Source organism: Deinococcus sonorensis KR-87, assembly GCF_040256395.1.
Taxonomy (GTDB): domain Bacteria; phylum Deinococcota; class Deinococci; order Deinococcales; family Deinococcaceae; genus Deinococcus; species Deinococcus sonorensis.
This window is the reverse complement of sequence record NZ_CP158299.1, coordinates 41,908-62,793: the sequence shown is the minus strand read 5'-3', so window position 1 is coordinate 62,793 and position 20,886 is coordinate 41,908. Positions and strand designations below refer to the sequence as shown.

The 20,886-nt window shown below is 69.8% G+C and carries 25 protein-coding genes; 11 read left to right on the top strand and 14 right to left on the bottom strand.

Features of this window, described 5'->3' with window-relative positions:
- Window positions 1-2: 2 nt before the first annotated feature.
- The 5 genes from ABOD76_RS05555 to ftsE form a co-directional block, all read right to left on the bottom strand.
- Complete coding sequence (locus ABOD76_RS05555; RefSeq protein ID WP_350243807.1) at window positions 3-245, bottom strand: KH domain-containing protein; 243 nt, start codon at window positions 243-245, stop codon at window positions 3-5.
- Window positions 246-337: 92 nt separating this feature from the next.
- Entirely contained in the window at window positions 338-586 is a 249-nt protein-coding gene (gene rpsP / locus ABOD76_RS05550; protein WP_350243806.1) for a 30S ribosomal protein S16, read from the bottom strand.
- A 132-nt stretch (window positions 587-718) separates the two neighbouring features.
- The gene (locus tag ABOD76_RS05545; protein ID WP_350243805.1) at window positions 719-2,269 is read right to left on the bottom strand and encodes a murein hydrolase activator EnvC family protein; all 1,551 of its coding nucleotides are present in this window, start codon (window positions 2,267-2,269) and stop codon (window positions 719-721) included.
- On the bottom strand, window positions 2,266-3,129 hold the full coding sequence (locus ABOD76_RS05540; RefSeq protein WP_350243804.1) for a cell division protein FtsX: 864 nt from the start codon (window positions 3,127-3,129) through the stop codon (window positions 2,266-2,268). Before ABOD76_RS05540 ends, ABOD76_RS05545 begins: the two co-directional genes overlap by 4 nt.
- 10 nt (window positions 3,130-3,139) lie before the next feature.
- Window positions 3,140-3,823, bottom strand: a complete 684-nt coding sequence (ftsE, locus tag ABOD76_RS05535; RefSeq protein WP_350243803.1) for a cell division ATP-binding protein FtsE — start codon at window positions 3,821-3,823, stop codon at window positions 3,140-3,142.
- A gap of 272 nt (window positions 3,824-4,095) precedes the next feature.
- On the opposite strand from ftsE, the gene ABOD76_RS05530 reads away from it, so the two are divergent.
- From ABOD76_RS05530 to tmk, 5 genes are all read left to right on the top strand, one after another.
- Window positions 4,096-5,445 (top strand): S41 family peptidase, encoded by a 1,350-nt coding sequence (locus tag ABOD76_RS05530; protein ID WP_350243802.1) that lies wholly within the window; start codon window positions 4,096-4,098, stop codon window positions 5,443-5,445.
- Between the two features lie 108 nt (window positions 5,446-5,553).
- Window positions 5,554-6,246, top strand: a complete 693-nt coding sequence (locus ABOD76_RS05525; RefSeq protein ID WP_350243801.1) for a TrmB family transcriptional regulator — start codon at window positions 5,554-5,556, stop codon at window positions 6,244-6,246.
- 36 nt (window positions 6,247-6,282) lie between these two features.
- Window positions 6,283-6,681, top strand: a complete 399-nt coding sequence (locus tag ABOD76_RS05520) for a VOC family protein (protein WP_350243800.1) — start codon at window positions 6,283-6,285, stop codon at window positions 6,679-6,681.
- A gap of 24 nt (window positions 6,682-6,705) precedes the next feature.
- Window positions 6,706-7,482: a Nif3-like dinuclear metal center hexameric protein gene (locus ABOD76_RS05515; RefSeq protein WP_350243799.1), complete on the top strand. Its 777-nt coding sequence runs from the start codon at window positions 6,706-6,708 to the stop codon at window positions 7,480-7,482.
- Complete coding sequence (tmk, locus tag ABOD76_RS05510; protein WP_350243798.1) at window positions 7,479-8,111, top strand: dTMP kinase; 633 nt, start codon at window positions 7,479-7,481, stop codon at window positions 8,109-8,111. The genes ABOD76_RS05515 and tmk overlap by 4 nt, the downstream gene beginning before the upstream one ends.
- A gap of 3 nt (window positions 8,112-8,114) precedes the next feature.
- Here the strand turns inward: tmk and ABOD76_RS05505 are convergent, their stop codons facing one another.
- From ABOD76_RS05505 to ABOD76_RS05470, 8 genes are all read right to left on the bottom strand, one after another.
- Window positions 8,115-8,975, bottom strand: coding sequence for a glutaminyl-peptide cyclotransferase (locus ABOD76_RS05505; protein ID WP_350243797.1), 861 nt, complete (start codon window positions 8,973-8,975; stop codon window positions 8,115-8,117).
- A gap of 67 nt (window positions 8,976-9,042) precedes the next feature.
- Entirely contained in the window at window positions 9,043-9,420 is a 378-nt protein-coding gene (locus ABOD76_RS05500) for a nuclear transport factor 2 family protein (RefSeq protein WP_350243796.1), read from the bottom strand.
- 72 nt (window positions 9,421-9,492) lie between these two features.
- Window positions 9,493-10,596 (bottom strand): tRNA epoxyqueuosine(34) reductase QueG, encoded by a 1,104-nt coding sequence (gene queG / locus ABOD76_RS05495; RefSeq protein ID WP_350243795.1) that lies wholly within the window; start codon window positions 10,594-10,596, stop codon window positions 9,493-9,495.
- 63 nt (window positions 10,597-10,659) lie between these two features.
- Window positions 10,660-11,337, bottom strand: a complete 678-nt coding sequence (gene pgl / locus ABOD76_RS05490) for a 6-phosphogluconolactonase (RefSeq protein WP_350243794.1) — start codon at window positions 11,335-11,337, stop codon at window positions 10,660-10,662.
- Window positions 11,334-12,287: a glucose-6-phosphate dehydrogenase assembly protein OpcA gene (locus ABOD76_RS05485; RefSeq protein WP_350243793.1), complete on the bottom strand. Its 954-nt coding sequence runs from the start codon at window positions 12,285-12,287 to the stop codon at window positions 11,334-11,336. Before ABOD76_RS05485 ends, pgl begins: the two co-directional genes overlap by 4 nt.
- Before the next feature lie 25 nt (window positions 12,288-12,312).
- Window positions 12,313-13,866, bottom strand: coding sequence for a glucose-6-phosphate dehydrogenase (zwf, locus tag ABOD76_RS05480; protein WP_350245322.1), 1,554 nt, complete (start codon window positions 13,864-13,866; stop codon window positions 12,313-12,315).
- Window positions 13,867-14,080: 214 nt separating this feature from the next.
- Window positions 14,081-15,139, bottom strand: a complete 1,059-nt coding sequence (gene gnd, locus ABOD76_RS05475) for a phosphogluconate dehydrogenase (NAD(+)-dependent, decarboxylating) (RefSeq protein WP_350243792.1) — start codon at window positions 15,137-15,139, stop codon at window positions 14,081-14,083.
- A gap of 149 nt (window positions 15,140-15,288) precedes the next feature.
- The gene (locus ABOD76_RS05470; RefSeq protein WP_350243791.1) at window positions 15,289-15,819 is read right to left on the bottom strand and encodes an SRPBCC family protein; all 531 of its coding nucleotides are present in this window, start codon (window positions 15,817-15,819) and stop codon (window positions 15,289-15,291) included.
- A 121-nt stretch (window positions 15,820-15,940) separates the two neighbouring features.
- Between ABOD76_RS05470 and ABOD76_RS05465 the strand changes: the two genes are divergently transcribed.
- Entirely contained in the window at window positions 15,941-16,732 is a 792-nt protein-coding gene (locus ABOD76_RS05465; RefSeq protein ID WP_350243790.1) for an amino acid ABC transporter permease, read from the top strand.
- Here the strand turns inward: ABOD76_RS05465 and ABOD76_RS05460 are convergent.
- Window positions 16,729-17,043, bottom strand: coding sequence for a hypothetical protein (locus ABOD76_RS05460; RefSeq protein ID WP_350243789.1), 315 nt, complete (start codon window positions 17,041-17,043; stop codon window positions 16,729-16,731). The genes ABOD76_RS05465 and ABOD76_RS05460 overlap by 4 nt on opposite strands.
- A 189-nt stretch (window positions 17,044-17,232) precedes the next feature.
- Between ABOD76_RS05460 and ABOD76_RS05455 the strand changes: the two genes are divergently transcribed.
- From ABOD76_RS05455 to ABOD76_RS05435, 5 genes are all read left to right on the top strand, one after another.
- Window positions 17,233-18,465, top strand: a complete 1,233-nt coding sequence (locus tag ABOD76_RS05455; protein WP_350243788.1) for a GGDEF domain-containing protein — start codon at window positions 17,233-17,235, stop codon at window positions 18,463-18,465.
- Between the two features lie 125 nt (window positions 18,466-18,590).
- Window positions 18,591-18,920 carry a hypothetical protein gene (locus tag ABOD76_RS05450; RefSeq protein WP_350243787.1) on the top strand — a complete coding sequence of 110 codons (330 nt, stop codon included), beginning with the start codon at window positions 18,591-18,593 and terminating at the stop codon, window positions 18,918-18,920.
- 101 nt (window positions 18,921-19,021) lie between these two features.
- Complete coding sequence (locus ABOD76_RS05445) at window positions 19,022-19,540, top strand: DinB family protein (protein WP_350243786.1); 519 nt, start codon at window positions 19,022-19,024, stop codon at window positions 19,538-19,540.
- A 483-nt stretch (window positions 19,541-20,023) separates the two neighbouring features.
- Window positions 20,024-20,206 (top strand): hypothetical protein, encoded by a 183-nt coding sequence (locus ABOD76_RS05440; protein ID WP_350243785.1) that lies wholly within the window; start codon window positions 20,024-20,026, stop codon window positions 20,204-20,206.
- Between the two features lie 251 nt (window positions 20,207-20,457).
- Window positions 20,458-20,769 (top strand): hypothetical protein, encoded by a 312-nt coding sequence (locus ABOD76_RS05435; protein WP_350243784.1) that lies wholly within the window; start codon window positions 20,458-20,460, stop codon window positions 20,767-20,769.
- The last annotated feature ends 117 nt before the right edge of the window (window positions 20,770-20,886 follow it).

Here is a 20,886-nt window from a genome sequence, read left to right as displayed (position 1 = left end):
GCTCAGCGCTCCTTGCGGGGGGCGTCCAGGTCCACGTTGATGCGCTCGCCGGGGTCGGTGACGGCCCGGACCAGCGTGCGGATCGCCTGGATCACCCGGCCCTGGCGCCCGATCAGCCGCCCCTCCTCGCCCGGCGCCACCCGCACCAGCACGTTGGACCCGCGCCGCGTGACGCGGACCTGCGACGGCTGCTCCACGATGCTCACGGCGATGAACTGGGCCAGATCCGAGGGGTCGGTTTTCATGGGCGAATGATAGCAGGGCGCGGCCATGGCGCCCGGCCGGCACAACAGACCGGGGCGGGCAACCGCAGCTGCCCGCCCCGGCCGGAAGCGGCTTACTTGACCTTGACGCCCTGGGACTTCAGCAGGCGGCGGGCGGTCTGGGTGGGCTGGGCGCCCTGCTCCAGCCAGTACGCGGCGCGCTCGGCGTTGACCTTCAGGAAGGTCTCGCTGGTCTTGCGCGGGTCGTAGTGGCCCAGGCTCTCGATGTAGCCGCCGTCACGCGGACGACGCACGTCGGCCACGACGATGCGGTAGTGGGGGTTGTGGGTGGAACCGAAACGGGACAGGCGAATCTTGACCATGGTAGTTAACGACCTTTGTTGAGGTGAGGGTTCAGCTTCCGCTAGGTGGCGGTGGTGATGCACCCGCCAGCAGCCAGCCGGAGCGCACCGAAGAAGCCTAGCAGATGCGGGGCTGCCGGGCAAGTGCGTGGCTCAGAACGGCGGAGCCACGTTGCGCCGCAGGCCCCCCTCCACCGAGATCAGCTGGAAGGCCATGCTCTCCGGGCCGAACTGCGGGCTGCCGCCCACCAGCCCGATGGGAGAGCCGCGCTGCACCCGGTCGCCGACGTTGACCAGCGGCTGCGACAGGCCAAAGTAGGCGCTCACCAGCGGGCCGTGGTTCACGAACACCACCCAGCCCAGGTTGGCGTACTGGGCGGCGGTGAACACGTTGCCCTCCGCCACCGCCACCACCTGGGCCCCCGGCTGGCCGCTCAGCACCGTCCAGGGGCCAGCGGTGTTGTAGGCCTGCGTGACCTGCCCGCCCGGCAGCGGGGTGCCGATGTTGCCCACCGCCGACGGCAGCGGGGCCAGGTCCGCGGCGCTCTGCTGCTGCTGGCTCTCCAGCTGGGTCTGGCGGTCCCGCAGCGCCTGCTGCTCGCGGGCCAGCTGAGCCTGCCGCGCCTCGTCGGCGGCGCGCGCCTGTTGCGCTGCGGCTGCCGCCCGCGCCTGTTCCCGGGCCTGCTGGGCCCGCGCCTGCTCCCGTGCCTGTTGTGCCCGTGCCTGGGCGGCGGCCTGCGCCCGGGCACGGGCCTGAGCCGCCTGCTGCGCCCGCAGCGCCGCCAGCCGGGCGGCCTCACGCCGGGCCGCCTCCTGCGCGGCCCGGATGCGGGCCAGCTCGGCCTCGCGGCGGCGGCGTTCCTCCTCCAGACGGCGTTGCCGCTCCGCCTCGATCTGGGCCCGCTCCTGCACGATGCCGGCCGACAGCGACTCGATGCTCTGGGCGGTCAGCAGCTGCTGCGCCTGGTTCTGGGTCGCCAGCGCCTGCTGCCCGGCCTGATCCTGCTGCAGCCGGGCGACCAGCGCGTTCTGCTCGCCGCGCTGCTGTTTCAGGGCCGCGAGCTTCTGGAGCTGCTGCTGCTGCAGCGCCTGTAGCTGGTCGGCGCTCTTCTGCCGCTCCTGACGCTGCGCCTGCAGCTGCTGGCTCTCGGCCCGCAACGTCTGCACCACCTTCACGTTGTGCTGCCCGCTGTAGTTGGCGTAGCGCACCCGGATCAGCAGGTCCGAGAGGCTGCTCGCCTGAGACATCAGCTGCAGGTAGCGCCCGCTGCGCTCGTGGTACAGCGCGTTCAGCAGCTCACGCACGTCGGTCTGCAGCCGCGCCACCCGCGCCTCGGTGCCCTGGATCTGCAGGTCCAGGTCGCGCAGCTGCTGCTGGGCCGTCTGAATCTGCAGGTCCAGGTTGCGCCGCTCGGTGTCCAGCCGGGCGATGCTGACGCTCAGGGCGTCAATCCGGTCCAGGGCGGTACGCTGCTGCTCCCCCAGCTGCGCGATCCGGCCACGCAGCGTATCTAGCTGCTGACGCTGCTGTTCCGAGAGCTGTTGCTGTGAGGAGAGCTGCTGCTGCAGCTGCTGCAGCCGTTCCGAGGTGGTGGGCAGGGTGCGGGTGAAGCTCGGGTCGTTGGCCGGATTCACCGTCTGGGCCAGCGCCGCCGACACCAGCAGCAGGGCCAGCAGCCCGGATTTTGCCCGCGCTGGGGTCATTCCAGCTCCCGCAGGTAGCGGCCCGTCGCGAGGAAGCTGCCCACCAGCCCCACCAGCACGCCCAGCGCCAGCAGCAGGCCCAGCAGCGGCGCGATCACGTGCAGGTCCGTGATGATCGGCAATACCGGCACCAGCGCCTGCACCCGCCCGGCCAGCTGCGCGTAGCTGGGGGCCAGCACGCCCACCGCGATCACGCCGGCCAGCAGGCCCAGCAGCACGCCCTCGATCAGGTGCGGCATGCGAATGAAGCCGCGCGTGGCGCCCAGCAGCCGCATCACGCTGATCTCGTGGCGGCGGGCATAGATCGCCACCCGCACCGCGTTCAGGATGTTCAGCAGCGTGCCCACCAGCAGTAGGCCCACCAGCACGTACCCGGCGCCCCGCACCGCCGAGAGCGTCCGCACCGTCTGGTCCACGTAGCTCGCGCCGTACTCCACGTCCTGCACCCCGCTCAGCCGTGACACCGAGGCCGCCACGGTGGTCGAGTCCTGCACCCGTGCCACCCGCAGCCGCAGCGTGTCGGGAAAGGGATTGCCGGCCAGTTCGGCGGCGTCGCGGGCATACGGATAGTCGCGGGTCATCTCGTCCAGCACCTGATCGCGCGTGACCAGCCGCGCCGACTGCACCTGCGGCAGCGCCCGCACCTGATTCAGCAGGGCCTGCCCGTCGGCGCCGTCGCGCAGGAAGGCCGCCACCTCCACCTGCGACTCCAGCTGCGACAGGGTGCGGCCCACGTTCTCGGTCAGCAGCACCACGAAGCCCAGCATCAGCAGCGTCAGGGTCATGGTGCCCAGGGTGGAGAGGGTGGCGGTGACGTTGCCGCGCATGGCCAGCAGCGCCTGACGCAGATGGTAGATCACGTCCGGGCCTTCACAGCGCGTAGCCGCCGTAAGGATCGTCGCGCACCAGCCGGCCCTTGCGCAGCGTGAGGGTGCGGTGCCGGAACTGCTCCACCAGGTCGCGGGCGTGGGTGGCCACCAGCACGGTGGTGCCGCGCAGGTTCACGTTCTGCAGCACCTTCAGCACCTCCCGGCTGTTTTCCGGGTCCAGGTTGCCGGTCGGCTCGTCGGCCAGCAGCAGCGGTGGATCGCCCACCACCGCCCGCGCGATGGCCACCCGCTGCTGCTCGCCCTGCGACAGCTGCACCGGCAGCGCGTACTTCTTGTGCTCCATCCCTACGGTGCGCAGCGCGGCCGTGACGCGCGCCGGCCACTCGCGCTGCGGCACGCCGGTCACGCGCAGCGCAAACGCCACGTTGTCGTAGGCGTTCAGATGCGGCAGCAGCAGGTTGTCCTGGAACACCATGCCGATGCGGCGGCGCAGCTGGGCGGTCCGGCGGCCCCGGTAGCGGGTCAGCAGCTCACCGTTCACCTGCACCGTGCCGCGGCTCGGCAGCGTGCGTTTGATGATCAGGTTCATGAAGCTGCTCTTGCCGGCCCCGCTGTGGCCCACCAGGTACACAAACTCACCCTTCTTGATGTGCAGGTTCAGGTCGTCCAGCGCCAGCGTGCGGGTGACCGGGTACTCCAGGCTGACGTGCTGCAGCTGAATCATCGCGCGGCTCCCGGTACCGGGAAGGCTGGAGCCGCGCCGGGAGCGGCAGCGTGGGGCCGGACAACCGCAGGGACGAACGTGAGAACAATGCCAATCATATAACCCGCACAGCATAGCTTAAGGCCCACTCAGGGCAGATGAATGGGCGGTGTGGCAGGGCGCAGCGGGGAGGCATCCGGCGGGGGGCACAGCCGCTGCAGCCGCTGTCAGTGCAGCTTGAGCTGCAATTTGCCCCCAGTCCAATTCTCACCTGCAGGCCCTATTCTGCTGGGGTGAAGCGGACGAACGTGATGATTGTGGCCGGCGCGCTGGCCGCCACCGCAGCGGTGGGCTACGCCCAGATGAACACCTACTCCTCAGGGACGCTGCCCACCACCAAGACGGCGCAGGCCTTCGTGCAGGTGTACAACGCCCTGAACCAGCTGTACCTGACCAAGCCGGACTCGGACAAGCTGCTGCGCGGCGCCATCAACGGCATGATCGGCGCGCTGGACGACCCGTTTACCTACTACGAGCAGCCGGAAGACAACGCCGTGGACCAGCAGAACCTGGCCGGTGAGTTCTACGGCATCGGGGTGCAGCTGACCGCCGTGAACGCCGACGGGACCGGCGGCAAGGTGGACACCGTGTTCAAGGTGGGCGCGGCGGCGCAGGCGGGCGTGCAGGCCGGCGACGTGTTCCTGAAGGTGGGCGACAAGGATGTCAGCACCGCCAAGCTGAACGACATCGTGAAGCTGATCCGGGGCGAGAAGGGCACCAACGTGACCATCACCTTCGGGCGCGGCGGCAGCAACGCCGGGGCCGGCAGCACCGGGGCGGCCTCCAGCTACACCGTCACCATGCAGCGCCAGCCGGTCACCATCGTGTCGGTGGAGAAGGCCATGCTGCCGGGCAACGTGGGCTACATTGCCCTGAACACCTTCTACAACCAGCAGGTGAACCAGCAGTTCCAGGCGGCGGTCGCGGACATGAAGAAGGCCGGCGTCAAGAAGCTGGTGCTGGACCTGCGCGACAACGGCGGCGGCCTGCTGAACAGCGGCATCTTCGTGGCCGACCAGTTCCTGCAGAAGGGCAAGATCGTGTCGGTGCGTGACCGCAGCGGCCAGACCGACGTGATCGGGCAGGCCAAGGATCAGGCGAGCGATTACACCGGTCAGCTGGTGGTGCTGGTCAACAAGAACAGCGCCTCGGCCTCCGAGATCGTGGCGGGCGCGCTGCAGGACAGTGGCCGCGCCAAGATCGTGGGCGAGCAGAGCTTCGGCAAGGGCGTGGGCCAGCAGGTGGTGTCCACCGAGGACGGCGGCCGGGTGGCCATCGTGAACTTCACCTGGATCACCCCGAACGGCCACGAGATCCAGAAGAAGGGCATCACGCCGGACGTGGTGGTGGCCGACAACCGCCGCCCGACTCCGCTGAACTTCAGCGGCAGTGGCGTGCCGGCCGGTGCCAAGCTCACCGTCACGGTGGCGGGCAAGCCGGTGGAGGTCACGGCCGACAAGGACGGCAAGTTCACCTACACCGGAGCGGTGGCCCGTCCGGTGACCAGCGCGACCCAGGGCGAGGCCGTGGTGGACCTCAAGACTGACGCCGAGCTGCAGAAGGCGCTGGACCTGCTGAAGTAACGGCGGGCGGCTTGTGGCGGGAGGGCACAGCACGTGCCCTCGCGCTTTTTTAATCTGGAGCGGGTCATCCGCCGTGCCCGCTCCCCCAATCGCATACTCTGTAGCGGAATGAGTGCTGTGATCCATCTGCAGGCGCTGGGCCTCACCGAGTATGAGGCGCGGGCGTATACCGCGCTGCTGGCGCTGGGCCGGGCGGTGCCGGCCCGCGTGGCCCGGCAGGCCGGCATCCCCCGGCCCAAGATCTACGAGACGCTGGAGCGGCTGGAGGGGCGCGGGTTGGCCGCCCGGGTGGGCCAGAGTCCGCTGGAATATGCCCCGCTGTCGGCCCGCGAGTACTTGGCCCGCTCCCGGCGCGCCTTCGACGACCGGCTGGGCGCGCTGGACCGCGACCTGTCGCGGCTGGCCCCGGACCCGGCCCCGGAGGCGGTCTATCACCTGTACGGCGAGCCGGCCATTCGCAGCATGTGCGAGGACCTGACGCTCAACGCCCGGCAGCGGCTGTGGATGGCGGGCGAGCCGCAGCTGGCCGGGGAGCTGGAACGCCAGACGCCCAGGGGCGTGCAGGTGCAGACTGCCGAGCTGGCGGGCCTGCCGCCGCTGGCCGTCAACGGGCAGCGGGCCTTCCTGCTGGCCCGCGACGGCGAGGCGGCGGTGATCGCGCATTTTGTGGACGACGGCAGCAGCCGGGAGGCGCACGGCGTGCACACCCACAACCCGGTGATCGTGCATCTGATCGAGGGGTACGTGGCACTGGCCGCCCGTCATCCCGGCGCGGCCGTGCCGGTGTCCCCGGAGCCGTAACCGGGTGGTCCGGTCCGGCCTTCCTACACTGGGCGCATGCCTTCACAGCTGATCAGCGGCCTGGACCACGTGCAGATCGAGGCGCCGGCGGGCCATGAGCCGCAGGCCCGGCAGTTCTACGGCGACTTCCTGGGCCTGCCGGAACTGGACAAGCCGGAGGTGCTGCGGCCGAACGGCGGCGTCTGGTTCGCCCTGCCGGACGGACGGCAGCTGCACACCGGCACCGTGGCCGCGTTCGTGCCGCGCGACAAGGGCCACCCCTGCCTGCGCTCCGATCAGCTGGACGCCCTGCTGGAGCGGGCGACCCGGCTCCAGATTGCCTTCGAGCCGGACACGCGGCTGGCCCCGCTGCGGCGGGTGTACTTCCAAGACCCCTTCGGCAACCGGCTGGAGGTGGTGGAGGGCGCGCACCCGGCGGTCCCACTGTCCGGGTGAACCGGCCGCACTACAATCAGCCGCATGACTGACGCAGCTTCCTCCGCCGTGCCGCGCGGTGTGCCGCTCACCGAGCTGGTGGCGTGGCTGGACCGTTTTCTGAACACCGACGCCTACAAGGACTGGAGCAACAACGGCCTGCAGCTGGAAGGCAACACGGTGGTGACCCGGGTGGCCGCCAGCGTGGACGTGTCGCTGCAGAGCATCGAGCAGGCCATCGAGGGCGGGGCCCAGCTGCTGATCGCGCACCACGGGCTGTACTGGAACAAGCCGCAGATGATCACCGGGCCGCACCGTCGCCGGGTGCAGGCGGCCCTGGACGGCGGCCTGAGCATCTACGCCTCGCACCTGCCGCTGGACGCGCACCCGGAGGTGGGCAACAACGCCATGATCGCCAACGCGCTGAGCCTGCAGGACGTGCAGCCGTTCGCCGGCATCGGGGTGCAGGGCGAGCTGCCGTTTTCGCAGACGCTGCAGGAATTTGCCGAGCGGGTGCAGAAGCTGACCGGCGAGATCTGTCTGGTGCACGGTGGGGGCGGCGGCAGCGGCGTGCACCGGCTGGGCATCGTGAGCGGCGGCGGGGCCGAGTTCATCGCGGAGGCGGCGCGGCTGGGCCTGGACACCCTGCTGACCGGCGAGCCGGAGCACAAGCACTTTCACGACGCCTTCGAGTACGGCGTCAATGCCGTGTACGCCGGTCACTACGAGACCGAGGTGTTCGGGGTGCGGGCGCTGGCGGCCCGGCTGGAGGAGCAGTTCGGCCTGCCCTGGCAGTTCCTGCACCTGCCCACCGGCCTGTGACCGGCCTGTTTATCAGCTTCGAGGGGCCGGAGGGGGCCGGCAAGAGCACCCAGCAGCGGCACCTGGCGGCGCGGCTGGAGCAGGCCGGCTACCCGTTCCTGATGACCCGCGAACCGGGCGGCACGCCGCTGGGCACCCGCGTGCGCGAAGTGCTGCTGGACCCAGAGCTGGAGATCGGGGCGCTGAGCGAATTCCTGCTGTACAGCGCCAGCCGCGCCCAGCTGGTGCAGGACGTGATCCGTCCGGCCCTGGGGCGCGGTGAGGTCGTGGTGTGTGACCGCTACGCCGACAGCTCGCTGGCGTACCAGGGGGCCGGGCGTGGCCTGAACCCGGAACTGCTGCGCGACGTGACCTGGGAGGCCACCGGCGGGCTGCAGCCGCACCTGACGCTGCTTTTGGACCTGGACCCGGCCCTGGGCCTGCAGCGGGCCGCCCAGACCGGCCAGCCGGACCGGCTGGAGCGCGCCGACCTGAGTTTTCACCAGCGGGTGCGGCAGGGCTTTCTGGCGCTCGCGGCCCAGGCGCCCGAGCGGGTGCTGCTGCTGGACGCCACCCGCCCGGAAACCGAGCTGGCCGACGAGATCTGGTCGGTGGTGGGCGGGCTGCTGCGGGTGCTGTCGCCGCGCTGAGGCTCAGGGCGTGGCGGGGCCGAGGTCCGGCACCCGCACCTCAAACACGGTCGGCCAGCGCTTGCCGGTCAGCAGCAGCGTGCCGGCCGCGCGGTTGTAGGCGATGCCGTTCGGCACGTCGTCAAAGCTGAGGGTGCGGCCCGCTTTCGCGCTCACGCTGACCGCCTCGCGGCTCAGCTCCGACACGTCCAGCCAGGCGGTGACGCGCCCGCTCTTCGGGTCAATGCGGGCGATGCGGTTGGTGAGCCACACGTTGGCCCAGATGCTGCCACCCGCGTACTCCAGTTCGTTGAGCCGGGTGACCGGCATCCCGTTGTCGGTGACGTTCAGGCTGCGGCGCACCTCGAAGGTGCGCGGGTCCCGGAACGTCAGGGCGCTGCTGCCATTGCTCATGATCAGGGTCTGGCCGTCATTGGTCAGGCCCCAGCCTTCTCCGTCGTACTTGAAGCGGCCGGTCTCGCGCAGGCTGGCCGCGTCGTACACGAAGGCCAGTCCATCCTTCCAGGTCAGCTGGTACAGCTGCCCCCCCAGCACCGTCAGCCCCTCCCCGAAGACGCTGCTGACCGGCGGCGAGCGGCGCTGCAGCACCCGGCCGGTGCTGAGGCTGGTCCGGCGGACCTCGCTCTGCTGCTCCAGGCCGGTGCTCTCGTACAGCACGTCGCCCGACAGCTCGAAGCCCTCGGTGAAGGCGGCCGGGTCGTGGGGCGTGCGGGCGATCACGGTGGGCCGGAACACCGGGGTGGCCTGCCTGGCCGCCGGGGCGGACGGGGTGGCGCGCGCCTGCAGTGGGCCGGTCCGGCTGGAACTGGCCTGGGTCAGCCCCACGAGCGTCAGGGTCAGGGCGAACAGCAGGCGGGAAGTCACGTCCCCATAGTAGCGGGGCAGTGTCAGCGCCGGAATACGCTGTTCAGCCTGGGCCTTGGTCGGCCGTTCAGCTGGCGGGGGCCACGAAGGCGGCCGAGTCGTAGTAGGTGCGGAAGGCCTGCACCTTGCCGCCCTCCGACTCGATGACGCTGATGCCGCGGTACTCGATGTCGCGGCCCCCCTTCAGCTGCCCGCGCGAGATCCACTCCATGTTGCCGGTGCGGTCGTCGCCCGACACCGCATGAAACTCCGAGTGGATCTGCTGGAAGTTGTTCAGGTAGGTCCGCCAGAACTCGCGCGCGCCGTCCGGCCCGCTCCAGGTCTCGTCGGTGAGGTTGCGGGACGTGCTGTTATCGGCGTACAGCGCCACCAGGGCCTCCACGTCGCCCGTCTCCTCGGCGTGGTTGAGGGCTTCCATGAACGGCTTGGTCAGGTCTCGGCTCATGGCAGCAGTTCAGCAGGTGAGGGCCACACAGAGCGTAACCCGGGCGTACTTGTGAACAGAGGCTGAAGAAGCCTAGCCGCCGGCCAGTATCCGTTCGGCGGCGGCGGCCACCTGGGGGTGCGGGTCCTGGCGCAGCCGCTCGGCCTGTGCCGGTTCTTCCCATACGCCCCAGGCCCAGGCCGCAGCCTCGCGCACCTCCCAGGCGGGGTCCACGCTGGCGGCCTCCAGCACCGCACGGCCGTCCACCCCCTGGAGGTTGCCCACCACCGTGACCGCATTGCGGGCCATGCCCTTGCGGCGCGGTCGCAGGAACGCGGTGCCGGCGTAGCGGCGCTCGAAGGCCCGCTCCGACACGCCGAAAAAGCCCAGCAGGTCCGGGTGGGCCAGGTCCGGGTCCGGCCGCAACGTGCGGGCCAGCGGACCCGCCCGCACGGTCCAGGGACACACCTCGCTGCACACGTCGCAGCCGAACAGCCACCCGCCCACCGCCGGGCGCAGCGCCCAGGGCAGCGGTCCCCGGTGCTCGATGGTCAGCGCCGAGATGCACACCCGCGCGTCGATCAGGCGGTCCGGCCCAATGGCTCCGGTGGGGCAGGCCGTGACACAGCGGGTACAGCGGCCACAGCGGTCCGGATGCGGCGCCGGTTCGCCTGGGGCGGGCAGGTCGGTGAGCAGCACCGCCAGCGTCACAAAGGCGCCCAGCTCGGTGCTGAGCAGCATGCCGGACTTTCCACGCCAGCCGGGAAAAGCCCGGCCCGCCAGCGCCCGTTCCAGCACCGGGCCGTGATCCACGTAGCCGCGCGCCCGCACGCCCAGCCGCTCGGCCTCGGCCCGGAGCCGGGCCAGCAGCGGCTCAATCTGGTCGTGGTAGTCGGGGGTCCAGGCGTAGCGGGCCACCCGCCCCAGCCGCACCCCGCCGGCCGGCACCGGGAGCGGTCCGAAGCTGTGCGACAGCCCCAGCACCAGCACGCTCCCGGCCCCGGGCAGCGAGCTGGAGAGGTCGGCGCGGCGCGGCAGCTGCCGCTCCAGGTAGCTCATGCCCCCTTGCCGTCCGCTGTCCAGCCAGCCCTGATACTCGGCCACCACCTCAGGCATCGGCGCGGCACTCGCCCAGCCGGTCACCTCAAACCCCAGGTCGTGGGCCAGGGCGCGCAGCTGCTCATGGGGCGAAGTCACCGGGGCAGCATAGACAAAAGGCGAGCCCCGGATGGACCGGGGCTCACTTTCTGGACCGGCAGGTCAGCCGGCGTCCGGCGTCAGTTGGGCGGCCGCCGCCTCATCCAGGAACCACAGCGGGTCATGGACCCCCGCCACCGGATAGCGGTCCTGCCCGGCCTGCACCTCGGCCAGCACCCCCGCCTTGCCCGCGCCGGTCACCAGCAGCCAGCGCTCGCGGGCCGCATTGATCTCCGGATAGCTGAAGCTCAGCCGCCAGGTGTCCAGCTGCGGCACCTCGTTGGCCACCACCCGGCCGGTGGCGCGCAGGCCGTCGGTGCCGGGAAACAGGCTGGCGGTGTGGCCGTCGTCGCCCATGCCCAGCAGCACCAGGTCCAGCTGCCGCGGCAGCAGCCGGGCGTAGTCGGCGGCCGCCTGCTGTGGGTTGCGCTCGCCCTCCATGCGGTGCACCTGTTCAGGCGGCACGTCCACGTGGTCCAGCAGACCCACCCGGGCGGTGTGGTAGTTGCTCTGCTCGTCGTCCGGGCCCACCGTGCGCTCGTCGCTGAAGTACACGTGGACCGCGTGCCACGGCACCGTCAGAGGCCTCAGCGCGGCGTACATCAGCTTCGGGGTGCTGCCGCCCGACAGCGCCACATGGAAGGCCCCGCGCGCCGTGACGGCCTCACGGGCCAGCTGCGCCAGCTGATGGGCGGCGTCCTCGGCCACGGCCTGCGGAGTGGGGGAGACGCGCCGCCTCACGCGCCGCTGCCCAGGCTGGCGCGGGCCAGCTGCCAGCTGCGCTCGAACACCGGGCCACGCTCCGGGCGCGACATCACGCGGGCCAGCCCCTCCGAGAGGCTCATGTGCGGCAGCACCACCTCGGTCACGCGGTCGGCCCCGTCGAACTTCACCTCGGTGCGCACCAGATCGTCCCCGTCCGCGGCCAGCGCGAAGCGGACTCCGTCGCCGCTCAGCTCGATGCTGCACAGGTCGCCGTTCTCCCGCATGCAGAAGCCCTTCTCGAAGGTGACCTGCTCCAGCGAGTTCCAGCCGAGCGTGCTGGCGATCCAGCCGGCAAACAGCCGGGCCGGCAGGTCCTTGTCGCCGGCGTAGCTGAGGCGCACCCGCTGCACCCGGCCCAGCTGGGCCACCGCGTCCTGGCTGTCGAACACCTGGGCCAGCGCTTCCCGCCAGCCGGCCGAGCGGCTCCAGCCCAGGTCGGCCAGCGAGAAGTGCGCCGAGGGCGGCACGTCCAGCGTCAGGCTGTCCACGATCACCTGATCGGCCACCTCGGTGAGTTCGCTCAGCAGCGCGCCACCCGGCGGATCGTCGGCGGCCCACCACACGTGGTTCACGGTGGCCGGGCGCAGCAGCGGCAGAATCGCGCCCTGCAGCTGCTCCGGGTTGGCGTTCAGAATGACCCGCTCCACGTACAGCCCCTTCTGCGGCACCAGGCTGACCTGCACCCCGATCAGCTCGTTGCCGTCCATCAGCCCGATGATCTGGCGGCCCGCGTAGCGTCCCTCCAGACCGGTCAGCGCCTGCTGCACCCGGTAGAGGTGCCGGCTGGTGGTCAGGGCGATGATGTTGCCGGTGTAGGCCCGGGTTTCGATCTCGGTCTCGTCCCACAACGTGTCCAGGCTGGTCTGCACGTGGCGCACGTCGGTGTGGACCGGGCCGAGCAGTTTGAGTTTTACCGCGTCTGCCATACTGCCTCCTCAGGGCGCATGCCGCTTACAGCCGTCGCCAGCGGCGGTCCGGCCCCATCAGCTGATCGGCGGCCTCCGGCCCCCAGGTGCCGGAGTTGTAGTTGGGGAACTCCGGGGCGGGCTTGCCGTCCCAGGCTTCCAGCAGGCCGCTCACGATCTGCCAGGCGTGATCCACCTCGTCCTCGCGCGGGAACAGGGTCGCGTCGCCCAGCATGGCGTCCAGCACCAGCCGCGAGTAGGGGCTCTCCAGTCCCGCCCCGAACGCGTCGTAGCGGAAGTCCATGGTCACCTCGCGCAGCGCGTTCTCCTGGCCGGGCGTCTTGCTGGAGAACTTCAGGCTCACGCCCTCGTCCGGCTGGATGCGGAAGGCCAGCACGTTGCGCTCCAGCCCGCCGGGAAACAGGCCCAGCGGCGGCCGCTTGAACACCACAGCGATCTCCGTGACCTTCTTGGGCAGCCGCTTGCCGGTGCGGATGAAGAACGGCACGCCCTGCCAGCGCCAGTTGTCCACCTCCAGCTTCACGGCCACGTAGGTGGGCGTGCTGCTCTCGGCCTTGACGTTCGGTTCCTCGCGGTAGCCGGGTACCCGCTCGCCGTAGAGCGTGCCGGCGCCGTACTGGCCGCGCACCGCCGACTCGCTGACGTGCTCCGCCGGAATCGGCTTCACGGCCCGCAGCACCTTGACCTTCTCGTCGCGGATGGCGTTGGCGTCGGAGGCGACCGGCGGTTCCATCGCCACCAGGGTGAACAGCTGCATCAGGTGGTTCTGCAGCATGTCGCGGATGATGCCGGCCTCCTCGTAGTACCCGGCGCGGCCCTCCAGCCCCAGGTCCTCGGCGGCCGTGATCTGCACGTGGTCCACGTAGCTGCGGTTCCAGAGCGGCTCGAAGATGGCGTTGCCGAAGCGGATCGCCATCAGGTTCTGCACTGTCTCCTTGCCCAGGTAGTGGTCGATGCGGTAGATCTGTTCCTCGTCCCAGTCGCTGTGGATCGCGTCGTTCAGGGCCCTGGCGCTCTCCAGGTCGCGGCCGAACGGTTTCTCGATGATCAGGCGGCGCCAGCCCTCGGTTTCGTTCTGCAACCCCAGACGGCCCAGGCCGGCGCTGATCGGCTGAAACAGGCTGGGCGGCGTGGACAGGTAGAACACCGCGTTCTTGCGGCCGCCGTGCGCCTCCTCGGCCTCATCCAGCCGGGTGCCCACCCGGTCATACACCTCGTCGGTGTCGAAGTCACCGTACTCGTAGTACAGCAGGTCGCGGAACTTCTCCAGCGAGCCTTCCTGAATGGCGTCGGTTTCCTTGCTGGTCTTGAGCGCTTCCAGGGCGTAGTCGCGGAACTCCTGGTCGGTCATCGGCTGACGGCCCACCCCCACGATGTTGAAGGCACTGCCCAGCAGCCCGTCCTGCCACAGGCCGAACACGGCCGGCAGCAGTTTGCGGCGCGACAGGTCGCCGGTCACGCCGAAGATCACCAGGGTGGCCGGCTCCGGTGCACGGCTGCGGCGCAGGCCCGCGCGGAAGGGGTTCGGCTGCGGCGCGTCGCTGCGGTTCTTGCTTTTCGGAGGCGATTCGATGGGCAACGCGCTGATCGGCTGCACGGCGCTCTGGCCTTCGGCGGCCTGCCGCGCGCCGCGGGGCCGGGTGGCGCGCGGCTTGGCCTCGTCAGCGGGGGCGGCCTTCGCCGTCTTCGTCTTGGCCGGGGTTTTGGGACCAGCGGTCTTGCTGGCCTGGGCGGGACGTTTGCTGGTTTTGGTCACGGGCGCATCTCCTGATCACTGCAGGGCGGGCAGCCGGTCATTCCGGCTTGCGGGTCTTGCCGGTCTCGCCCAGCTGGCGGGCTTCCTCGCCCACACTCACCGGGGCGGCGCCGCTGGCGTTCGGGTCGAGGGCCGCCTCGGGCGCCTGGTGCGGCTTGATCTCTTCCACGGTGCGTTCCTGGGCCGGAGCGTCCAGCTTCTTGACCGCGTGGCCGCCAAAGGCGCGCCGCATGGCGCTGAGCATCTTGCCGGCGTAGCTGACCTCCTGCTGGCTGCGCAGACGCATCTGCACGGCCAGCGTGATGACCGGCGCCGGCACGCCCACCTCCAGCGTGTCCAGCACGGTCCAGCGCCCCTCGCCCGAGTCCGCGACGTAGTCAGAGAGGTCGCTGAATTCGGCGTCGCCCTTCAGGGCCTCGGCGGTCAGGTCCAGCAGCCAGCTGCGCACCACGCTGCCGTGCCGCCACAGCTCGGCGATCTGGGCCATGTCCAGCTGCAGGTCGGTCTTGGCGTGCATCAGCTCGAAGCCCTCGGCGTAGGCCTGCATCATGCCGTACTCGATGCCGTTGTGAACCATCTTGACGTAGTGGCCGGAGCCGCTGGGCCCCATGCGGCCCCAGCCCTTGTCGGGGGCCGGCGCCAGCGTCTCGAAGATCGGGCGCAGGCGCTCGATGGCCCCGGCGTCACCGCCGATCATCATGGCGTAGCCTTCCTGCAGGCCCCAGATGCCGCCGGACGTGCCCACGTCCACGAAGTGGATGCCGCGCTCTGCCAGCTCGCGGGCGCGCCGCTGGCTGTCCTTGTAGTTGCTGTTGCCGCCGTCGATGATGGTGTCGCCCGGCTCCAGCCGGCTGGCCAGATCCTGCACGGTGGACTCGGTGGCGGCGCCGGACGGCACCATCACCCACACGGCGCGGGGGGCCGGCAGCTGCGCCACCAGGTCGTCCAGCGTCGGGGCGCCTGCGGCGCCGCGCTCCTTGACCAGCTCGACGTTGGCCGGAAACAGGTCGAAGCCCACCACGTCCTGACCGCCCTGCAGCAGCCGCGCCGCCATGTTGCCGCCCATCTTGCCCAGTCCGATCATGCCGATTTTCATGTGTCCTCCAGCGGGTTGAGTGCGCCATGCGGCGCTGGGCAAGCCGTGCCCCGCGCCGCTGCGGTCAAACGCCCTGCATCATAAGCGCAAGCCCAGCGTCACAGACAGCCTGCGAGTGCTGATCTGGGCTTCACCTGGGTGTGACCGGCTCAGGCTTTTTTGCGCTTGGCGGCCTTGGCTTCCTCGCGCTGCTTCTTCTGAAACTCTCGGGCGGTGTCCTCCAGCAGCTGCGCGCCCTGGCTGTCCACCGAGCGCTGCAGTTCCAGCAGCGACTGGCCGCTCATCTGGCGCAGTACCCGCTCCACCGGCTTGGCCACCCAGCGGTAACGGATGCGCGCGTTGGTGCTGAGCGTCACCTCGGTGCCGCCAGGAATCGGCTTGAACACCCAGCCCTGCGTCAGTTTTTCCAGCGGCCCGAAGCCGCGCACCGTCTCCCAGCCGCCGCGGGTGGGCGCCTGCAGCTGACCGTAGCGTGCCACGAAGCTCAGGCCCAGCAGCCGCCGCGCCAGCTTGAAGCGCACCAGGGCGCCGTTGGTCAGCCGGTCCTCACCCTCAAAGCGGGCGCTCTGGTAGCTGGGGTCCCACTTCTCGCGGCGGCGGGGGTCCAGGGCCAGCCGGAACAGCACATCCGGGCGGCTGCGGATCACAATGGTGTCTTTAAAGGTAATGGGCTCGGACATGTGGCCCCATGGTAGCGCCCGGCCGCCGGGCATGCGGCCAGGGCCCCCGGCACATGAGCGGCTATGACATAATCGCGTCCATGCTCACACTTCGCCGCCGCGCCGCCCTGCTGGAGCGGCTGTGACCGCCGTCAAGCCTGCCCGCCGCACCCCCATCGGCGGCGCCGCGCTGCTGCTGTGGCTGCTGGGTGCGGCGGTGGCGTTCTACCTGCTGTTCCTGCTGATCACGCTGGTGCTGCGCCGGGTGCCGGACCCGATCGGCCCCAACGCCGACCTGTTCGTGGAGGCGGCCCGCACCACCCTGTACCTGACGGTGGCCTCCGGGGCCATCGGCCTAGTGGTGGGCGCGCTGGCGGGCCTGGCGCGCACCAGCCGCTTCGCGCCGCTGCGCTGGGTGGTCGGCATCTACATCTGGCTGATCCGCGGCACGCCGCTGCTGCTGCAGATTCTCTTTGCCTACAACGCGCTGCCGCTGATCTTTCAGGCGCTGCACCTCCCGGTGCAGCTCAACGACTTCTGGTCGGCGGTGCTGGCGCTTTCGCTCAACGTGGGTGCGTACAACGCCGAGGTGGTGCGGGCCGGCATCCAGGCGGTGCCCCGCGGCCAGGCCGAGGCTGCGCGCTCGCTGGGCCTGAGCGGCAGCCAGACGATGCTGAGCGTGGTGATGCCGCAGGCGCTGCGGATCGTGGTGCCGCCGCTGGTCAACAACCTGATCGCGCTGCTCAAGGATTCCTCGCTGGCCTCCGTGATCGGCATCCTGGAACTGGTGAACCAGGGTGGCCGCATCGCCAGCAGCACCTTTCAGTTCGTGCCGGTGTACATCACGCTGGGCGCGGTGTATCTGGCGCTCACCACGGTGCTGACGCTCTTCACCGATCAGCTGGAGCGCCGGGTGCAGGTGGCCGGCCGCTAGCCGCGGAGCCCCGCTTCCGCCCGGCGCGCAAAGTGGCGCTGGGCCAGCCCCAGCACCCACAGCTGCACCGGCATCGCCGGAACCCGCTGCTGCTCGCAGTGGCGGCACAGGTCCCTCAATACCTCGGCAATGCTGTCCTCCACGTCCTCCAGCTCGAATCGGGCGGCCAGGCCGTACAGCAGCGGCGCGAGGTGCTCCACGCAGCGCCGTAGCGCCCGGTCCCGCTCGGCCGGGCTGGCCTGACAGGCCCGCCTCAGCTCGCGGAGCAGTTCGCTGTCGTGCAGGGCGGAGGCATCGGGGGGCAGCGGCACAGCGTCAGTCTCGGTGCTCAGGGCGGGCCAGAGTGTGCCACTTCTTGCGGAGCTTCCTGACAGCCGCCCGGCGTGGCCTTAAGGAACCCTTCAGGTGACCGGGTGACGGGCGGTCAGGCGTAAGAAATATGCCACGACGGGTTTGCTTGAATACAGCGTGATGGACACGCTTCGGCGCAGGAACACAGCGTGACCGGCCTTCCGGAAGCCTGGCCGGTCCTGGGCGCGACCACTGCGGTGGCGGGGCTGGTCTGGCTGACCTCGCTGGGCAGCACCCTGACGGTGCTGCTGCTGGCGCTGGCGCGGCCCTCGTATGCCGGCTGGCGCGGCTGGGCCGGCGGCCAGATCATGCTGTCGCTGGGCATGCTGGTGGGCACCCTGCGAACCCCGGACGCGCAGCTGTGGGCGGTGCTGCTCGGCAACACCCTGCTGCTGGGGGGGACCGCGTTGGTGCTGAATGCCTTCCAGCGGTTCGCGGGGGAGCCGGTGCGGTCCTCGGCGGTTCAGCTGATGGCGGTGCCGTTGATCGCCGTGGCCCTGTACATGCTGACCAGCGTGTTCCCTTCGCTTCCGGCGCGGATGGTGCTGGTGTGGGCCGACCTGGGGCTGATCAGCGGGCCGTTGCTGTCACTGCTGTTCCGGCACTGGCGACGGGGCGGGCCGCTCCGCTTCGCGTACGGGCTCAACCTCGCCATGCTGGTGCTGGGCGCGCTGGGTTCCCTGCCCCGCATGGTGCTGCTGCGGCGGCCGCCGGACCTGGCCGTGGCCTTCGCCCTGAGCGCGCCCAACCTGTTGATGTACGCGGGCGTGCTGGTGTTCTCGGTGGGCGGCACGCTGGCCTTCTGGCTGCTGCACGACGACCGGCGACGCCAGGAGGTGCAGCGGCTGCACGCTGAACTCAGTGAGCTGACCCGCCGCGACCCGCTGACCCAGCTGCACAACCGCCGGGGACTGACCGAGGCGTTTGCCGACCTGCGTTCGGGTGGCGCCGCGCGGCCGGCGGCGCTGGCGCTGCTGGACATTGACCACTTCAAACAGCTCAACGACCGGCTGGGCCACCTCACCGGCGACCACTGTCTGCAGCAGCTGGGCGGCCTGCTGCAGGCCTCCACACGGCCCAGTGACGTGGTGTGCCGGACCGGTGGCGACGAGTTCGTGGTGCTGCTGTCCGGCGCCACCACCGCGCAGGCCCAGGCGGTGATCGACCGGCTGCGGCGGCTGCTGGGCGCCAGCCTGAGTTCGCTGCCGGCCTACACCATCAGCGCGGGACTGACCGAGGTGCAGCCGCAGGACACGCTCGACTCGGCCATGCAGCGCGCCGACGCGGCGCTGTACGCCGTGAAGCGCCAGGGCCGGAACGCGGTTCAGGTGGCCGAGCCGGACGCGGTGCCCGGGTGGGCCGGAGCCTTCGTCAGGCCCTGACCGACGCCCCGGAACAGGTGGCGGTTGTGCCGCTGACCCGGACTCTGTGCCCCTGGCTACTGGTTTCTGTGCCCAACGTAGAAAATCCCCGTACAGGTGCAGCACCGAAGGTTCAAGATTGAACCATGCACAGAGGATGGGAAGTGACGGCGCGCCTGCTGGCCGACGAACGCGCCCTGCGCTCGACGGTGGAGGCGGCGCTGGGCGAGGCCAGGGAGGTGTTTTTCGAGACGGCCGAGCACATCGCCCTGGTGCGGGAGAGCCTGGCGGACGATTCGAAGCTGCTGTCGCTGGCCCGGGAACAGCTGGAAAACTCCCGCGTCCTGCTTCAACGGGCCTCCCGGTCCAGCCTGGCCCTGACCACGGCCACGCCCGACCGCCGGCGACCGGAAGGGGCAGAGCGGACCCGTGCAAACGAGTGGCCACGCCCGACCGGCACGAAAGCTGTGCCCTAAGCGGAGTGCCTGTCCCATCGGCCCGGGCGTGATGACGCAGAACCCACTGCCGACCCGAATCCCGACAGCGCCTGACGGAAATCAGCCTTAGGCTCAGAAACATGGACGCCGAAGCTTTCTACCGCTACCTGACCCAGGCCCGCCGCGAGTTGTGGACGACCTTGCGCGCGCTGCCGGACGAAACCCTTTCGCAGGCGGTGATCCAGACCGAGGGGGCCCGCTGCATCAAAGATCTGGCCGTTCACGTCGCCATGGTGGAGGACGGGTGGTTCCGGGCAGAGCTGCTGGGCCGGCCGCTGACGCTGGAGGCCTTCTGGGGAGAGCCTAGATCGGCAGACGCCTACTGGCACCATCAGCACCGGTCGCTTGAGGACGTGCTCGCGTACTGGACGGCCGTCGAGGCACAGACGCGCTCAGACTGGCCGGCGCTGATGGACGTGGTGGCGAGCGGCCGGCGGGCCACGCCCGTGGATGACCGCCCCGAAACCATCTCGGCGGATGAGGCGGTCTGGCACGTGATGCAGCATGAGGTGCGGCACACCGCCCAGATCGTGCAGATGATCCGCCAGCTCGGGCATACGCCGCCCTCGCTGGACCTGGCCTTTATGGCGATGCGTTGAACGGACCGGGGCAAGGGAAAGGGTGCACGGGGCGCTCCAGCACGTTGAGTCAGGCGACCTGACCGGGAAATGGCCCGTGACGGGACGCCATCTTCCATCTCCAGACGCGAAAAACCCGCCTTATCCGGGCGGGTTTCTGCTGGCTGGTGGAGACACGGGGATTCGAACCCCGGACATCCTGCTTGCAAAGCACGGCCTCATTCTCAAATCCCACTACTGGAGTTGCTCATCTTCAAGATCACGATCCGAAATCGTGGCTCTGGGAGGGTGTTTCTGTCATCATCAGTGTATTGCGGGGTGTATACGTTTGAATTTTAGTAGCGGAATAGCAGAAAGGCTGTGGCAACTTAAGCGCCCGGTTAGCGCCGCGTTCTCCATGACCGCGTGCAGCCCTGGCGGGGCGGAACAACGACCTGCCCATCCAACCTGAGCATGCTAGGGCGGGCCGGAGCCACGTACCGCCCAGCTCGGCTCGTCATTTCAGTGCCTAGGTCCGGCCTGCACTTGGCGGCGGCCACCGAGACTAACCTGATCCTCGACGCCTGCAGCACTGGCGAGAGCGACGTGCGCCAGTTTGACGACGAGAGCAACAACATCGCCATGTACGCGGCGGCGCTCAGTCTCAGCGCCACCTGCGCGGCAACGTACTTTCCAGAGCGCTGCTGACGCATTCTCTCCCGCCCCAAGGGCGTTGACCGAGCATGGGCGCTCGACCAACTGCGGCACGTCCTCATAGGGTCCCGATCTCAATGTGGGTGCGGCAGGAAAAGGGGAGAAAAGCTGTCCAGCACGCGGAAAACGCCTGCCACGTGCGTGGCGCACAGTGGGATTGACTCTCTACTTTCCCCGGAAAAAGCGTCTCCACAAATTTTTTGGCGTTGCTCCATTCTGGATGTATGAGGAGCGTCCAAGACCGAGTGAAATCCCGTGCCACGTCCTCCCGCAAAGCACTTCAGGCGACCGATGTGTCGAAGCCCGCTGCGTTGAAGCCGCTGGATACTGCAACCCCGCTGCCGGTCGCTGCAAGCGCACCGAGTGTTGTACCGGACGGCGCGGCCAAGAAGTCCCGGAAGATCACGCTGAAAGCCCTCTTGAGGCTGCTGGAGCTGGTGTTGGAGATCGCCACTGGTCTGTGTGTGGCGATGAATTGGGAACACGCCTTGCGGATCGTCGCAGCGCTGACTGTGCCTCTGAAGGTCTACCGCGCCTTGTTGAATCAGCAAGCCTGATTCTGTTTCGTCACCGAAATCTCCGCACTTGGCCTTGAGCGAGCGGGCACAAGATGCGGGGCTCGGCACAGCCCTGCAGGCCCCCACAGTGCTTTCTTCAACGCGCCCTCGTGGATC

Coding starts and splice junctions, on each gene's coding strand:
- ABOD76_RS05555 (WP_350243807.1), bottom strand. CDS start 245: ATGAAAACCGACCCCTCGGATCTGGCCCAGTTCATCGCCGTGAGCATC.
- rpsP (WP_350243806.1), bottom strand. CDS start 586: ATGGTCAAGATTCGCCTGTCCCGTTTCGGTTCCACCCACAACCCCCAC.
- ABOD76_RS05545 (WP_350243805.1), bottom strand. CDS start 2,269: ATGACCCCAGCGCGGGCAAAATCCGGGCTGCTGGCCCTGCTGCTGGTG.
- ftsE (WP_350243803.1), bottom strand. CDS start 3,823: ATGATTCAGCTGCAGCACGTCAGCCTGGAGTACCCGGTCACCCGCACG.
- ABOD76_RS05525 (WP_350243801.1), top strand. CDS start 5,554: ATGAGTGCTGTGATCCATCTGCAGGCGCTGGGCCTCACCGAGTATGAG.
- ABOD76_RS05520 (WP_350243800.1), top strand. CDS start 6,283: ATGCCTTCACAGCTGATCAGCGGCCTGGACCACGTGCAGATCGAGGCG.
- ABOD76_RS05515 (WP_350243799.1), top strand. CDS start 6,706: ATGACTGACGCAGCTTCCTCCGCCGTGCCGCGCGGTGTGCCGCTCACC.
- ABOD76_RS05500 (WP_350243796.1), bottom strand. CDS start 9,420: ATGAGCCGAGACCTGACCAAGCCGTTCATGGAAGCCCTCAACCACGCC.
- ABOD76_RS05485 (WP_350243793.1), bottom strand. CDS start 12,287: ATGGCAGACGCGGTAAAACTCAAACTGCTCGGCCCGGTCCACACCGAC.
- gnd (WP_350243792.1), bottom strand. CDS start 15,139: ATGAAAATCGGCATGATCGGACTGGGCAAGATGGGCGGCAACATGGCG.
- ABOD76_RS05470 (WP_350243791.1), bottom strand. CDS start 15,819: ATGTCCGAGCCCATTACCTTTAAAGACACCATTGTGATCCGCAGCCGC.
- ABOD76_RS05450 (WP_350243787.1), top strand. CDS start 18,591: ATGCACAGAGGATGGGAAGTGACGGCGCGCCTGCTGGCCGACGAACGC.
- ABOD76_RS05445 (WP_350243786.1), top strand. CDS start 19,022: ATGGACGCCGAAGCTTTCTACCGCTACCTGACCCAGGCCCGCCGCGAG.